Below are 13,918 nucleotides of genomic sequence, written 5' to 3' on the forward strand. Positions count from 1 at the left end.
AAAGTAGCAGGCATCCGCCTCGCCGCTTTCTTACAGAAACAAAGGCGAAAAAAAGTTGGACGGAAAACGTACCTGTTTTCCGCCCAACTTTTTATTTTAGGGACTTATTGGACAGCCCCGTTTGGCTGCATGCGATACATGCGGCGGGGCTTCCGCATCGCGACGCTACCTTTTTTTCATCGCAAAAAATTCGCACTTCGCTCTTTCATGATAAGCGAGATCGCTGACCCCGGATTGGATAATAATATGTTGTTCGTTAAAACGGATGATGATTCCGCCCGAATCGACGATATGGTCGTCTTGAAAGACGCGAATCGGCGCCTCGCGCTGCATTGCGTCTTTGAAATCGCGATCGGTCGTCAATCGGCGTTCGTGAGCCATCGAATCTCTCCTTTATGCCTTGTTTTTATCGGCAAATCGAGCGTGAATTTCCTCCCAGTCGGGTATGCCGCTATGTTCAAATTGTACGCTTTCTACCCGATTTATCAACCCTCTTACCTTTTTCATCATTTCACTGTGTTTATCGCTTCTGCGGAAATGCAGCATATCTTCCCTGCTTTCCCACGCTTCCAGCAAGAATTGATGCTGTGCCGTTTCGGCGAATAGCACGCTGCGCAATCCTTTCGGTTTATGGAGGGAGGCCAGGAGGCGAAAGGCCCTCCATATTATTTTTTGGAATAAGGAGAGCTCCTTGAACTGAATTCGGTTTACCAAAATATACATCGTCGTTCACTCCACCTCCGATAGAATCATGTGCCTTACAAACTTCATAATGAAACATCATGTTCGATATTGAACACTATGTTTTGTTACATTATAATAACGGTAATCGCGAGTGACAAGAATCAAAATGATGCGGTTTGTTCGTTTCGATACAAAAGAAAAGACATTGTTCGAAAGAAGGGGTACGATGGGAGATCAGCCTGCCGACCGCAGAGTTGCCCGGACAAGGAAACTGCTGCATGAAGCGCTTGTAGAGTTGATGGCGGAGAAGGACTATGAGTCCATCACGGTACAGCATATTATCGATCGGGCGGGTGTCGGGAGATCGACGTTTTATGCCCATTTCTATGGCAAAGAGGAATTGCTGCAGGAAGGATTCGAGCAATTGCAGCATTCGTTAAGCCGGCTGGGAGATAACGGTCGCGAAGATGGGAGGTTTTCGTTCAGCTTGGCGATGTTTCGGCATGCGGAGGAACATCACCGGCTATATCAAGCGATTGCCGGCAAACAAATTTCGACGATCGTACTGCGGCAAATATCGGATCGGATCGCAACTCTGGCCGGGGAAGAAATCGCGGCGATGACGGAGGGGGAGCGCCAGCGGAAGTTCGCTTTGCCGATGCCGGTCGCCCAGCAATATGTCAGCGGTTCGTTTATTTCTTTGCTCATTTGGTGGCTGGATCATGACATGCCTTATACCGCGGAGGAGATGAACCGCATGTTCCATGAAGTGACGTTGCCGGGCATTGAAGCGGCGTTAAGGTAAAGTGTCGAAAATACGGAAAAAAGTTTCTGAAAATATTTCTTCCCATTTTCGACAACTTGTTGTATACTTCTCGACATATTCATCATTCATCATGCGAGCTTAGGGCGAATATCGCCTTGAATAATTTCATATAGCAACGTCTATTTTCTCGTATATGTACAGGAATTGGCCTGTATGTCTCTACCCGATCACCGGAAATGATCGGACTACGGGAACCCGAACCGATTGCTTGCCGATATGAGGGTGCGCTTACTTATTGACGTTATTTTAACTGAAATAAGTTTGTTTTATGTGCATTCTATTCGGTCGTTATCGGACTCGACGCGAATTGCGCTTGAACGGCGCAATTCGGACAAGGTTCCCTTAGCCCGTGCTTCCCATTTCTTGCGTGAAATGGGGGTGCGGGTTTTCTGTTTGGCAGGTATGCGCAAAAGCGGATGAAGATGGACAAGTTATAGTTAATCAATCGAAAGGGGAACGTATAACAGTGATACGATTACGGGAAAAAGTGCTGCAAGAAGGGCTGGTTCTAAGCGGCAACGTGCTTAAGGTAGATTCATTCGTCAACCATCAGATGGACCCGGTTCTGATGCAGGAAATCGGGCGGGAGTTCGTCAAGCGCTTTGCCTCCGAACGGATAACGAAAGTGTTGACGATCGAATCGTCCGGCATCGCTCCGGGATTAATGACGGCGCTTGAGCTGAAGGTGCCGTTGATCTTCGCGCGGAAGCAGAAATCGTTGACGCTGCGCGACGATATTTTGGTCGAGAAAGTGTACTCCTACACGAAACGGGAGACGAATGAAGTGACCGTATCCCGCAAGTTTCTGTCGCCGGAAGACCGCGTGCTGATTATCGACGATTTCCTGGCGAACGGGGAGGCGGCTTCCGGATTGGCCCGAATCGTCAAGCAAGTGGGGGCGGAAGTCGTAGGCTTCGGCATCGTGATTGAAAAATCGTTCCAGCCTGGCCGCGACTTGCTGCTCGAAGCCGGATATCGCGTCGAATCGCTTGTGCGCATCGCTTCTCTCGCGGACGGCGTCGTCACCTTTGTCGATGAAACCGCGGAGGTGGGCAAACGATGAGCCAAGTCGACAACCGCGTATTTCAAATGAATCGCCATCCGTTGAAGACTTTTACGCTCGGTCTGCAGCATGTGCTGGCTATGTATGCCGGCGCGGTCATCGTACCGCTGATCGTAAGCTCGCAGCTCGGATTCACGGTAGAGCAAACGACCTATTTGGTTGCGATTGACCTGCTTATGTGCGGGATCGCTACTCTCCTGCAAGTATTCACCAACCGCTTCTTTGGAATCGGATTGCCGGTCGTGCTCGGCTGCGCGTTTCAGGCTGTCATGCCGATGGTGGTCATCGGCAATGAATACGGCATCCCCTATATTTACGGCGCCATTTTGGCGATGGGTTTATTCGTTGTTGTATTTTCCGGCTTGTTCGGCAAAATGATTCGCTTTTTCCCGCCGGTCGTTACCGGCTCGGTTGTCACCATTATTGGCATTACGCTCATTCCGGTCGCTTTTGGCAATCTTGGCGGAGGCGTAGGCAGCGAAGATTTCGGCAGCCCGCAAAACTTGATTCTCGGATTTAGCGTTCTAATCTTTATCATATTATTGAATAAATTTTCGAAAGGCTTCTTGCGCGCGATTTCGGTACTGCTCGGTTTGCTGCTGGGGACTTTGGCCGCCGTATTGATGGGACAAGTCGACGGGACGCCGGTCGCGCAAGCGGGCTGGTTCCATGCCGTGCAGCCATTCTATTTCGGCGCGCCGAAGTTTAACGCTACGGCGATTTTGACGATGATTATCGTGGCGATGGTCGGCATCGCCGAATCGACCGGCGTGTTCATGGCGCTCGGCAAAATCGTAGGCCGCGATCTGTCCTCCAAAGATTTGGCGCGCGGCTATCGGGCGGAAGGGCTGGCCATCTTCGTCGGCGGCTTGTTCAATGCCTTTCCGTACACGACGTTTTCGCAAAATGTCGGCTTAATTCAAATGAGCCGCGTCAAGACGCGCGATGTGATTGTCGTGGCGGGCGGCCTGCTCATCTTGCTCGGCTTCGTGCCGAAAATTGCGGCGGTTACGCTGCTTATTCCCGACGCGGTGCTGGGCGGTGCGATGGTGGCCATGTTCGGGATGGTCATTTCGAGCGGCTTGCGCATGATCGGTTCCCAAGTCGATTTGAACCGGCATGAGAATTTGTTCATTATCGCCTGCTCGGTCGGGATGGGGCTGGGTGTGACGGTGGCGCCGGAAATTTTCCAAAGCTTGCCTACCACGCTGCGCATTTTGACGGATAACGGCATCGTCGCCGGGACGTTCACGGCGCTCGTGCTCAACGTGCTGTTCAACGGCGTGAAGCAGCCGTCGGGCAAAGAGCAGCATGCCGAAACCGAGGAACCGTTTGTCGCTTAAAATTGGAAAGGACCGTTTAGGAATTTAAGCTATCCTGAACGGTCCTTTTTTTCATTTGGATTTTTCGTACGTCTGGCTTCGCGCAACCGTTTTTAGCTTTTCTCCAGCTTCGTCAAAATCCGCTGTTTCACCGTGTCGTCGCCTTCAATCGCTTTTTCGTAATATTCAAAGGTTACGGCATCATCCTTGTTCAATTGTTCCAACACCGCATCCATGCCTTCGCTTAGCTGAAATGAAGTCGGTTCGCCATTGACGATAATTTCAACGGAATGATTATCGATTTGCCCGGTGTAAGAGCCGGACCCTTGTTTCGTTTCGTTGTCTGTCCCGTCCGGATTGGTCTGGACGTCGGGATCGGTCGCCGCGGCGTTATCGTCCGGATCGGTTTGGTCAGCCGGTTCGGTGACGGGAGTTTCAATTGGATCTCCGCTATCGCCTCCCGGCGCGGCCGGTTTCTCGCCGCCGCAGGCGGTTAGCGCAAGCGTCAGGACGACTGCGAGCAACATGGAGAATAATGTAGTCGGTTTTTTCATAGTAAGCACCTCCACCTACTTAGACGAAGCGTCGCCGTAAAAGGTTGCGGCCTTCCGATCCAAGTGGGACGGAGGGAGCGCGCCGCGCCATGTTGAACGCTGCACCATTGCCGGCCACCGAACCGTACGCCCTTTAACCGGATGCATGACCGCCGTACCGCCGCAATACAGCACACTATTGCGCAATTGTCGGCATATCGCCACAGGTCCAGCACACTATTTCACAATCGTTGCCATATCGCCGCAGGTCCATCACACTATTTCACAACCGTCGCCGTATCGCCGCAGGTCCATCACACTATTTCGCAACCGTCGCCGTATCGCCACAAGCCCAACATACTATTTCGCAACCGTCGCCGTATCGCCGCAAGCCCAACATACTATTTCGCAACAGCCGTAATATCGCGCACCATGCACTACCACACGCCGCCCATTGGAAAATGTCCAATAGAATCGTCCGTTTTTTCGCAAATATGACCGTTCCATTGGAAAACATCCAATCAAATCGTCGATTTTTTTAGAATTGGGGCATTTTTGCTGGATTCTGTTGGATGAAATCCAATGCAACCCCGGAAAAGTGATGTTCAAGCCAAAACCCATTGGATAAAATCCAATGGCCCGCAATAGGCGCAATGGCAACAGCCACATAACGGCCGCCGCATTGGAAAATGTCCAATAGAATCGCCCGTTTTTTTGCAAATATGATCGTTCCATTGGAAAACATCCAATCAAATCGCCGATTTTTTTGGAATACGGACGATTTTGTGGATTCTGTTGGATGAAATCCAATGCAATCCTGGATCAGAGCCGTTCAAGCCAAAAACCATTGGATAAAATCCAATGGCCCGCAATAGGCGCAATGGCAATAGCCACATAACGGCTACCGCATTGGAAAACGTCCAATAGAATCGCCCGTTTTCCGCAAATATGATCGTTCCATTGGAAAACATCCAATCAAATCGTCGATTTTTTTAGAATTGGGGCATTTTTGCTGGATTCTGTTGGATGAAATCCAATGCAACCCCGGCAAAGTGATGTTCAAGCCAAAAACCATTGGATAAAATCCAATGGCCCGCAATAGGCGCAATGGCAATAGCCACATAACGGCCGCCGCATTGGAAAACGTCCAATAGAATCGCCCGTTTTTTAGCAAATATGATCGTTCCATTGGAAAACATCCAATCAAATCGCCGATTTTTTTGGAATACGGACGATTTTGCCGGATTCTGTTGGATGAAATCCAATGCAAGCCTGGATTAGAGCCGTTCAAGCCAAAAACCATTGGATAAAATCCAATGGCCGCAATAGTAGCAATAGTAGCAATAGTAGCAATAGTAGCAATAGTAGCAATAGTAGCAATAGTAGCAATAGTAGCAATAGTAGCAATAGTAGCAATAGTAGCAATAGTCGCCATAATGGCAATGGCCGCCAAAGTCGCAATGGCCACAATAGCCATAGCCGCTAAAGAAGCAAAGCCGCACTAATCGCCACAGTGGCAATGATCGCAATAGCCGCGCTGGTCGCGCAAAACGCAGATACGCCCCGTCTAATCTGGTCGCGTCGCGCAAAACGCATACGCCCAGCCTCATCTGGTCGCATCACGAAAAACACACATACGCCCCGTCTCATCCGGTCGCGCAAACGCCGAAACGCCCATCTCAATGCTGCCTACTATCTATTTCACAAGCGGCAGCAACCGGCCTCTCGCTCACTTCTTCGCTTTATCCCGCAAAGCGATCTCCTCCGTGACGACAAAGGCGATCTCCTCGTTGCCGAATAGCGACAGGACGCCGAGCAAGGTGTGATCCGGGATGTCGCCGGCTTCTTCCTTCGGCACGGTTAGTTCGATCGCCTGCTGCAAGGCGTGATTGGCGTTTTGCTGCGGATAGGCGCGCCGGTACAATTCGGCCGGGTCGAGATGATGATTGACGCACCACTGCGCGAATACGAGAATCATCATCTGTTCGTCGCGTTGATAGTTGCGGATAATTTGTTCTTCGATCTCTTTGGAACTCACTAGCGAAAACTCCTTTTTGACGGTAATATGGATTCATTATAGCGAAAGGTCAGGTGAGTCCACAATGATCATGAATGAAAAAATTAAAGCGTCCGAAGTGCAGCTGACCGGCTTGAACGGTGAAGATTTGGGCATCGTCCCGACCTCCGAAGCGCTGGCCATGGCTAGAGAGTTGAAGGTCGATTTGGTATGCACCTCGCTGATGAGCAGCCCGCCGCCTTGCAAGCTGATCGGAGCGGGAGCGGCCAAGCAAGAGAAACAGCAGGCCCGCAAGAAGGAGCGGGAACCGAAGGTGAAGGAAATCCGGCTCACCCCGCAGATCGAGGACCACGATTACGAGACCAAGAAACAGCAAGCGGAGCGTATATTGAAATCCGGCGATTCCGTCATGTTTGTCGTACGTGTCCAGGGTAAAGAAGGCGCCAAAGCGAAGGGACTGCTCGAAGAGATGCTCAAGGATATAGGCGGGGCCGGGCGCCAAAAAACCGGCATCCAGCTCAGCGGCAAGCAAGCGGCTGTACAGGTCGATCCTTTATAAGAGGTTGTTCAAAAAGCCCCTTTTGATCACGAAGCACGGCTGGGAGTGGAATCGACATCGAATCTTGCGTTCACCCTCGAAGAACGTAGGGCTTACGAAGGATGTTTCCTCGGAAACATTGCAGGTGCTCATGGAGGTACAGCCTACACTCCGCTCCTCCTGAAAGTTTTGCCCAGCAAAACTCGCTTCGGAAGCATGGCCCAAGGGTTCTCGCAACCTTCTCGGTGCCGAAAAGTTGATTTTTTTGAACACGCATTATAAAACGATCCATTCGCATGAAGCTTGGCTATCGATATATTACCGGCTTGCAGCCGATCGAACGGAGGACTCGCCATGTCCGATCCAATACTCGACCATGAGCAACATTTATTTAGGGAACTGCAGAATACGGTTGCCGACCGGCTCGGCATGACCATTATCCATGCGGTTCCGATTCGTTTCGGCTATTTAAATCGCAAGTGGAAAATACGAACGGACAGGGGCGACTATGTATTAAAGCAATACAGCCGTGCCAGATACCGCGAAGATCATTTCCCCGCCTTGCACGCCGCTCTTTTCACGCAAAATCGATTGCACGACCGAGGCATCCCCTGCCCGTATCTCGTAATGTCTCAAAATGATGTACTGCATGTTTCCTCCGAGGGAGAAAGATTCAGCGTCATGACATTTTGCCATGGGAACATCGTAAAACCGGGATTTCTCATAGGCCGGCATTTATATCATCTAGGAAAATGGACGGGCAGAATGCATCGTTTTCTCAATGACGGATCGATGGCGATGCCGGAAGAGCCCGAACCGCAGTTCATCCCCCCTTCCCAGGCGGAACGCATGAAACATTGGGACCGGGTCGAACGCGAATTGCGCAGCAAGTACAAGACAGAACTGCTTCCCGTTCTTGAAAGGCATAGAGCGGCTGCGGCGAAGATCAATTTGCCGCTTATGCTGCAGTCCCGGGCAGGATGGGCGCACCGGGATTTATGGACGGATAATCTCCTTTTCTCCGCGGACCGTCTGTCGGCAATTCTCGATTTTGACCGTCTGCGGTACGATTATCCCGAAGCGGACGTTGCGAGGGCGCTCATGTCCTGCTGTTTTGCGCAAGGCCGATTCGACACTTCGCTGGCGAACGCCTTTCTCGAAGGATACAGGGAAGAATATCCATTCGAACAGGAAGCGCTGCCCAGATCGCTGCTCATGCTGTATTGGATGGAATGCGAATGGTGGATCCATTCCGAAATGGATTCCTCCAGCGCTCCTCCCGTCCGGTTCAGGGAAGAAATGGCGTGGTTGGCCGACCATATAGACGAAATATCAAACGGCAGCTTCATTTAAAAAAATCTAACGTTCAACCGATACTATATGGAGGGAATCATTGTCAAAACAAATAGAGAGAGGAACAGAGAGAGAAATGAACGAAGCGTATGTGAAAGAACGAAAAACGATCGTCACCAGGCTGATCGTGCTCATCGTCATATTGACGTTGGCGCTGGGCGGCATTTTTTGGGCAGGGCTGAATAAGGACAAAAAGCTTGCCGAAGGTCCGGTCGATCTTGCCGGATTGGATATCCCGGCGGCGGGTACCGGGGCGTTTGTAAGGGCGGAATTTGACAGAATGACTCCTCCGTTCGCGGAATATGTGCTGGTGAAAAAAGACGAGGGAGAAATCGGAGGTTTGGCGAGACTTTACGTATTTCCCCATGAAGGCAAAGGGTTGATCGTCAAGGCGTTGCAGCGCGATTTCAATCGGGTGGAGCAAATCGTGGCTTCTTCCGAAGGAGGGCAGAAAGCGGCGGGCACTTCTCTTGAAATGACGGCCAGATTCGATAAGATCGATCCGGGCGTGCGCGATTACGCCAAACAGTTTCTAACCGACGGAACGAACGGATCGGAGATCAGCGACGAACAGTTTGCGGAGTATTTCTGGCCTTATGTGTTCAATACCGACATTCCGAAGGAAATCGGGCAGGACAACTCGCCGCAACTGCTTTCGATGGGTTGGAAAATTTATGTGCTTCTGATCCTCGTCGTCTTATTGTCTTCTTTATTAAATATGAAGAGATTGAAACGCAAATATAGCGCCGGCGCCTAGCGCCCGGCCGGAAGACCGGTATTCTCCTCAGCATGCGTAGAGGGGAAGCCGGTTTTTTTGACGTACGGAAACCGTCCGTTGTTAAAAAGTGAAAGAAATCATAATCCTCTTTATTCCACCGTTCCCCCCGATCTCCTATACTAAAATCAAATATTCCGCATTGTCTAAAGCTTTTCGTTCCGGCAAAATATGAACTTTTTGAGGTGATGGAATTGAGCAAAAGCGTTAAAACGGCCTTGACCGGCTATCTGTTTATTTCACCTTGGCTGATCGGATTGATCGGGCTGACCATGTGGCCGATTCTCCAATCGTTCTACTATTCGTTTACCAATTATTCGCTGCTCGACGCGGCCAAGTGGATCGGGACGGCCAACTATCACAAAATTTTCACCGACGACGCCATGTTTGTGAAATCGCTTACCGTAACGCTGTTATTCGTTGCCGTATCCGTGCCGCTGAAGCTGATCACCGCGCTGTTGGTGGCCATGCTGCTAAACAAAAAGGTACGGGGCATGTCGATATACCGGACTTTGATCTACATTCCTTCGCTCATCGGTACGAGCATCGCGGTGGCGATTCTGTGGAAAAACATATTCGGTGTGGACGGCTTCATTAACACGTTCCTGGCTTTCTTCGGATTCCAGGGGAAGAGTTGGATCAGCAATCCGGACACGGCGCTTGGCACGTTAATTTTGCTAATGATATGGCAGTTCGGCTCTTCCATGGTCATTTTCCTGGCAGGACTGAAGCAAATTTCTCCGGATTTATATGAAGCTTCTTCCGTCGACGGCGCGGGCAAATGGCGTCAATTTTTTAAAATCACGTTTCCGATGCTTTCTCCGGTTATCCTGTTTAATTTGGTGCTGCAGACAATCGGGTCGTTCCAAATGTTTACGCAAGCCTTCGTTATTACGCAGGGAGGGCCGGTCAATTCTACGTTCGTCTTTGCGATGTACTTGTATGAACGGGCATTCTCGCGTTTTCAGATGGGGTATGCGTCCGCTCTCGCTTGGATCTTCTTGCTTATTATCGGAGCCGCAACCGCTATCATTTTTATATCTTCCAAGTATTGGGTGTTCTATGAAACCGAAACGGAGGGCCGCCGCAAATGAAACTTAGCTTATCTGTCAAACAAAACCGTATTGGAGTGCACATTGCGCTCATTTTGTTCAGCGTGGTCATGATTTATCCGGTCATATGGTGGATCGGCGCATCCCTGAAGAGCAACGAAGAGATGAGTTTGCCGAATTTGTTTCCGAGTACGCCGATATGGAGCAATTTCTCGGACGGATGGACGGCGCTGCCGAATTATTCGTTCACTCATTTTTATTTGAACACGTTTCTGCTTATTGCCGGCGTGCTGTTTACGAGCGTCATTTCCTGCAGCCTGGTGGCGTTCGGGTTTGCCCGGTTGTCGTTTCCGCTGAAAGGATTGTTGTTCTCGATTCTTCTGGTGACTTTGATGCTGCCGAACCAAGTGACGCTGATTCCGCAATATGTGCTGTTCAACAAGCTTGGCTGGATCGATACGTATTTTCCTTTTATCGTTCCGCATGCGCTTGCCGGCGGCATCGGCGGTTCGTTCTTCGTCTTTTTGCTCATCCAGTTCATTCGCGGCATCCCGAAAGAGTTGGACGAAGCGGCGACGATCGACGGGTGCAACTGGTTCGGCATTTACTGGCGCATCGTGCTGCCGCTGACCAAGCCGGCCTTGGTGACGGTCTTCATCTATTGCTTCCTGTGGAATTGGGACGACTTTTTCGGCCATTTGATCTATATCAACTCGGTCGAGAAATATACGGTCGGGCTGGCGTTAAGGCTGTTCGTCGATACGCAGGCGTCCGTGCCGTGGGGGCAGCTGATGGCGATGTCGCTCGTTTCGATCGTGCCTTCCGTCATTATTTTTTTCCTGGCCCAGCGCCATTTTGTCGAAGGAATCGCGGCCGGCGGCCTGAAAGGATAGCGGCGTTTCCCGGTCCGAGGATGTCGCAATTTTATAGGGAGGACGGCGAAAGACAGAGTTCCATCCTCCCTTTATGATGTGATATGATGTCCGTACCCGCTTCTCCGGTTCTTGGCATGAAAGAGGGGGAGGTTCATGAACGTCGGCAATCCTTTTAAAAAATTCCGCATCGACTATATGATTTTTGCCAGCATTTCCGTCTTTGTCATCGTGCTGCTCGCGATCGTGGCTTCCGTCAGCTATACCGCATCCTCTGCGGAATCGGTGAAACAAACTTCCGATTATCAGCGCGAATTGCTGATCGAGATGAACAAGCAATTAATTATGCAAAAGAGCACGATCGAACAGATTAGCCTGGGGATTGCGCTGAATAGCGAACTGCAGGAATATTTGGTCATGGAAGAGGAAGGTTACGCGAAATTCCGCAAGCAGTCGGACGTGGACAGCTTGCTTTCGAATATTGCCTACAGCTTGACGAGCATCGAATTCATCGACGTCTATATGACGGAGCCGATACATAATTCCGACAACAAGACGGTCCGATTTTTCAGTACGGAAGAGCTGCATAACCAGCCGTGGTACGACGCGGTCAAAAATACGGATTCGACATGGGTGCAAGAGCACACGATCGCGACGCGACAAGGGAATAAAGACGTCATCAGCTTTGCCAGAAACGTATACTCCAATCATAGCAAATATATTGGACTGCTTGTCATTCACGTTAATGTAAACGCTTTTAAATCGACCATAACGGGAAGCGGGAACGGCAACCGGATTATATTGGACGCCGGAGGCAAGAAAATGACCGGAATCGGTTCCGTCGTCAAGGACGACATCGACAGCATCGATATGAAATCGTTGCACGATTCATCGGGACATTTGCGGTTGAAGGAGAAAGGGCTGCTGCTCGTCTGGTCGAGGCTGTTCGATACGAATTGGGTGCTCGTACAGTTGACGCCTTGGGCGGAGGTCGTCCAAGGAAGCGAGAAATTGGCGGGACTGCTGCTGTCGCTTGGAGCCGGGGCCGTCCTGTGCGCTTTGCTGGTCGCCTGGTTCGTCTCCTTGCAAATTAACCGGCCGATGAGGGAACTGATGCGCGCCATGGCGCAGTTCAATATCGGCAACCGGGGCAATAAGAAAACATTCGATTACTATAACGAATTCGGCTACCTGTTTCGAGGCTACGTGAAGCTGACCGAACGGATCGAGAGCTTGTACCGTGCGCTCGAGCAGCGCTATCGCCGCCAGAAGGAAGCGGAGATCCAGGCGCTTCAAGCGATGATTAATCCCCATTTCCTCTACAATACGCTGGATCAGATCAATTGGATGGCGATTAAGGCGAAGCAGGACGAGATCAGCAAAGTGCTGGAATGGACAGGTCGCATGTTCCGAATCGGCCTTTCCAACGGGGAAAGCCTGATTACGATTCGGGAAGAAATGGAATACGTTCGCTGCTATATGCAAATTCAACATATTCGGTTGCGCGGGCGCGTCGCGTTCCAGGTCGATTCGTCCGAGGAACTGATGGATTTATACGTTCCCAAATTGACGCTGCAGCCTTTCGTGGAAAATGCGGTCATGCACGGATTTCCCGGCCTCCAAACCGGAACCGTTTATCTGAAGGTCGAGTGCGAGGAACGGTTTGTGCGGATGACCGTCTCCGATACGGGCATCGGCCTTGCGGAAGGCTGGGACCGGAAGGAAGATCGGCGGACGGGCGGTTACGGGATCCGCAACGTGAGGGAACGTCTGGAAGCCTATTTCGGCGGCGAATACCAGCTTACGCTCGCTGCGAAGGAAGACGGAGGAACGGAAGTCATCATCCGCTTTCCGCAAATCCAAACGAAAAATGGAGTGATTGTTCATGAGAAATATCGTGATCATTGACGACGATTTGAATGTTTTGGAGGGAATGAGGGAAGTCATTCCTTGGGAGGAGCTGAACGCCGTATGGGCCGGAGAAGCGCTGAACGGCGAAGAAGGCATTGAGCTCGTATCTTCCGTGCGGCCGGATATTATCATTACCGATATTTATATGCCCGTGATGGACGGGCTGACGATGATCGAGCGCTTGCGGGCGGACGACTTCGCAGGCAAGGTCGTCATTCTAAGCGGCTACTCCGACTTCGAGCATGCGCGCAAAGCGTTGCGGCTGGACGTCAGCGATTACTTGTCGAAGCCGCTGAGCGCGGAGTCGATCCGCCAAGTATTGGCGAACGTGATCGGCCAGTTGGAGGATGAAGCGCGGAGCAAGCGCGAAGTGGAGGAACTGAAGCGGAAGATGCGGATGCTGGAACCGATGGCCGCCAATGCGGCATGGAGCCGGGATGACGCGCGGAGCGATATTTCCGGCGCGGTCGATCCGTGCGACGGCGAGAGTTTATGCGGCGAGCGCCAAGCGGGGGAAAGCATTCGCCACAAGCAAGCGGCGGAATTTATGCTGCGCTATGTCCACGAGCATTACGGGGAGGACATTACGGTCGAAGAATTGGCGGAGCAGCTTCATATTTCGACCAATTATTTGCGTTCCATTTTCCGCAAAGTGACGGGCGAGACGTTCAACCAATATGTGACGCGCGTGCGGATCGAGAAAGCGAAAGATTTGCTGATGGAAGGGAAGTATTATATTTACGAGATTGCCGAATTGGTAGGCTACAAGAATGTCACGTATTTCAGTACGTTATTTAAAAAATATACGGGGGTCACTCCCAAAGGGCTATAGCGGAGGAAGCGCGCCGGGAGCGTCGTTTGCGATCGATCGCAGCGTCACGCCGCAATGCGATCGATGAAGGGGTAAGCAGCAGCTTCGCTGCTAACCGGAACCAGTGTTGCAAAGACCATTTTGTTTGAATAGCGAATGCA

General features: G+C 51.1%; 16 protein-coding genes and 1 riboswitch. Of the genes, 10 read left to right on the forward strand and 6 right to left on the reverse strand.

The features are described from left to right. Positions 1-165 precede the first annotated feature (165 nt). Together KQI79_RS23230 and KQI79_RS23235 are read right to left on the reverse strand one after the other, a co-directional pair. Entirely contained in the window at positions 166-381 is a 216-nt protein-coding gene (locus KQI79_RS23230) for a hypothetical protein (RefSeq protein WP_216540700.1), read from the reverse strand. A 12-nt stretch (positions 382-393) separates the two neighbouring features. Continuing rightward, positions 394-723, reverse strand: coding sequence for a hypothetical protein (locus KQI79_RS23235; protein ID WP_216540701.1), 330 nt, complete (start codon positions 721-723; stop codon positions 394-396). A gap of 187 nt (positions 724-910) precedes the next feature. On the opposite strand from KQI79_RS23235, the gene KQI79_RS23240 reads away from it, so the two are divergent. From KQI79_RS23240 to KQI79_RS23250, 3 genes are all read left to right on the forward strand, one after another. Continuing rightward, positions 911-1,489, forward strand: coding sequence for a TetR/AcrR family transcriptional regulator (locus KQI79_RS23240; RefSeq protein WP_216540702.1), 579 nt, complete (start codon positions 911-913; stop codon positions 1,487-1,489). A 128-nt stretch (positions 1,490-1,617) separates the two neighbouring features. Then, a riboswitch (purine riboswitch) is annotated at positions 1,618-1,718 on the forward strand. 258 nt (positions 1,719-1,976) lie between these two features. Beyond that, a complete protein-coding gene (locus tag KQI79_RS23245; protein WP_216540703.1) occupies positions 1,977-2,573 on the forward strand; it encodes a xanthine phosphoribosyltransferase in 597 nt (198 codons plus the stop codon). Next, positions 2,570-3,916: a nucleobase:cation symporter-2 family protein gene (locus KQI79_RS23250; RefSeq protein WP_301287967.1), complete on the forward strand. Its 1,347-nt coding sequence runs from the start codon at positions 2,570-2,572 to the stop codon at positions 3,914-3,916. Before KQI79_RS23245 ends, KQI79_RS23250 begins: the two co-directional genes overlap by 4 nt. Before the next feature lie 92 nt (positions 3,917-4,008). On the opposite strand, the gene KQI79_RS23255 is transcribed toward KQI79_RS23250, so the two are convergent. The 4 genes from KQI79_RS23255 to KQI79_RS23270 all read right to left on the reverse strand — a co-directional run bounded on the left by KQI79_RS23255 (position 4,009) and on the right by KQI79_RS23270 (position 6,466). Next, complete coding sequence (locus tag KQI79_RS23255; RefSeq protein WP_216540704.1) at positions 4,009-4,449, reverse strand: hypothetical protein; 441 nt, start codon at positions 4,447-4,449, stop codon at positions 4,009-4,011. 15 nt (positions 4,450-4,464) lie between these two features. After that, the gene (locus KQI79_RS23260) at positions 4,465-4,653 is read right to left on the reverse strand and encodes a hypothetical protein (RefSeq protein WP_216540705.1); all 189 of its coding nucleotides are present in this window, start codon (positions 4,651-4,653) and stop codon (positions 4,465-4,467) included. A 676-nt stretch (positions 4,654-5,329) separates the two neighbouring features. After that, entirely contained in the window at positions 5,330-5,896 is a 567-nt protein-coding gene (locus KQI79_RS23265) for a hypothetical protein (protein WP_216540706.1), read from the reverse strand. Positions 5,897-6,157: 261 nt separating this feature from the next. Then, positions 6,158-6,466: a hypothetical protein gene (locus KQI79_RS23270; protein WP_216540707.1), complete on the reverse strand. Its 309-nt coding sequence runs from the start codon at positions 6,464-6,466 to the stop codon at positions 6,158-6,160. 64 nt (positions 6,467-6,530) lie between these two features. On the opposite strand from KQI79_RS23270, the gene infC reads away from it, so the two are divergent. The 7 genes from infC (at position 6,531) to KQI79_RS23305 (ending at position 13,778) form a co-directional block, all read left to right on the forward strand. Continuing rightward, positions 6,531-7,004: a translation initiation factor IF-3 gene (gene infC / locus KQI79_RS23275; protein WP_216540708.1), complete on the forward strand. Its 474-nt coding sequence runs from the start codon at positions 6,531-6,533 to the stop codon at positions 7,002-7,004. A gap of 333 nt (positions 7,005-7,337) precedes the next feature. Beyond that, positions 7,338-8,336: a phosphotransferase gene (locus KQI79_RS23280; RefSeq protein ID WP_216540709.1), complete on the forward strand. Its 999-nt coding sequence runs from the start codon at positions 7,338-7,340 to the stop codon at positions 8,334-8,336. A gap of 40 nt (positions 8,337-8,376) precedes the next feature. Continuing rightward, entirely contained in the window at positions 8,377-9,093 is a 717-nt protein-coding gene (locus KQI79_RS23285) for a hypothetical protein (protein WP_216540710.1), read from the forward strand. 206 nt (positions 9,094-9,299) lie between these two features. Further along, positions 9,300-10,205 (forward strand): carbohydrate ABC transporter permease, encoded by a 906-nt coding sequence (locus KQI79_RS23290; RefSeq protein WP_216540711.1) that lies wholly within the window; start codon positions 9,300-9,302, stop codon positions 10,203-10,205. Then, on the forward strand, positions 10,202-11,056 hold the full coding sequence (locus tag KQI79_RS23295; RefSeq protein ID WP_216540712.1) for a carbohydrate ABC transporter permease: 855 nt from the start codon (positions 10,202-10,204) through the stop codon (positions 11,054-11,056). Before KQI79_RS23290 ends, KQI79_RS23295 begins: the two co-directional genes overlap by 4 nt. A gap of 135 nt (positions 11,057-11,191) precedes the next feature. Beyond that, positions 11,192-12,943, forward strand: coding sequence for a sensor histidine kinase (locus KQI79_RS23300; RefSeq protein ID WP_216540713.1), 1,752 nt, complete (start codon positions 11,192-11,194; stop codon positions 12,941-12,943). Then, a complete protein-coding gene (locus KQI79_RS23305) occupies positions 12,921-13,778 on the forward strand; it encodes a response regulator transcription factor (protein ID WP_216540714.1) in 858 nt (285 codons plus the stop codon). The genes KQI79_RS23300 and KQI79_RS23305 overlap by 23 nt, the downstream gene beginning before the upstream one ends. The last annotated feature ends 140 nt before the right edge of the window (positions 13,779-13,918 follow it).

It is taken from the genome of Paenibacillus sp. MSJ-34 (genome assembly GCF_018918005.1).
Lineage (GTDB): Bacteria > Bacillota > Bacilli > Paenibacillales > Paenibacillaceae > MSJ-34.

What these genes read in the sequence shown, in the direction of transcription:
- KQI79_RS23300 (WP_216540713.1), top strand. Translation starts at nt 11,192, where the DNA reads ATGAACGTCGGCAATCCTTTTAAAAAATTCCGCATCGACTATATGATT.
- KQI79_RS23290 (WP_216540711.1), top strand. Translation starts at nt 9,300, where the DNA reads ATGGAATTGAGCAAAAGCGTTAAAACGGCCTTGACCGGCTATCTGTTT.
- KQI79_RS23240 (WP_216540702.1), top strand. Translation starts at nt 911, where the DNA reads ATGGGAGATCAGCCTGCCGACCGCAGAGTTGCCCGGACAAGGAAACTG.
- KQI79_RS23305 (WP_216540714.1), top strand. Translation starts at nt 12,921, where the DNA reads ATGAGAAATATCGTGATCATTGACGACGATTTGAATGTTTTGGAGGGA.
- KQI79_RS23235 (WP_216540701.1), bottom strand. Translation starts at nt 723, where the DNA reads ATGTATATTTTGGTAAACCGAATTCAGTTCAAGGAGCTCTCCTTATTC.
- KQI79_RS23230 (WP_216540700.1), bottom strand. Translation starts at nt 381, where the DNA reads ATGGCTCACGAACGCCGATTGACGACCGATCGCGATTTCAAAGACGCA.
- KQI79_RS23280 (WP_216540709.1), top strand. Translation starts at nt 7,338, where the DNA reads ATGTCCGATCCAATACTCGACCATGAGCAACATTTATTTAGGGAACTG.
- infC (WP_216540708.1), top strand. Translation starts at nt 6,531, where the DNA reads ATGATCATGAATGAAAAAATTAAAGCGTCCGAAGTGCAGCTGACCGGC.
- KQI79_RS23250 (WP_301287967.1), top strand. Translation starts at nt 2,570, where the DNA reads ATGAGCCAAGTCGACAACCGCGTATTTCAAATGAATCGCCATCCGTTG.
- KQI79_RS23295 (WP_216540712.1), top strand. Translation starts at nt 10,202, where the DNA reads ATGAAACTTAGCTTATCTGTCAAACAAAACCGTATTGGAGTGCACATT.
- KQI79_RS23255 (WP_216540704.1), bottom strand. Translation starts at nt 4,449, where the DNA reads ATGAAAAAACCGACTACATTATTCTCCATGTTGCTCGCAGTCGTCCTG.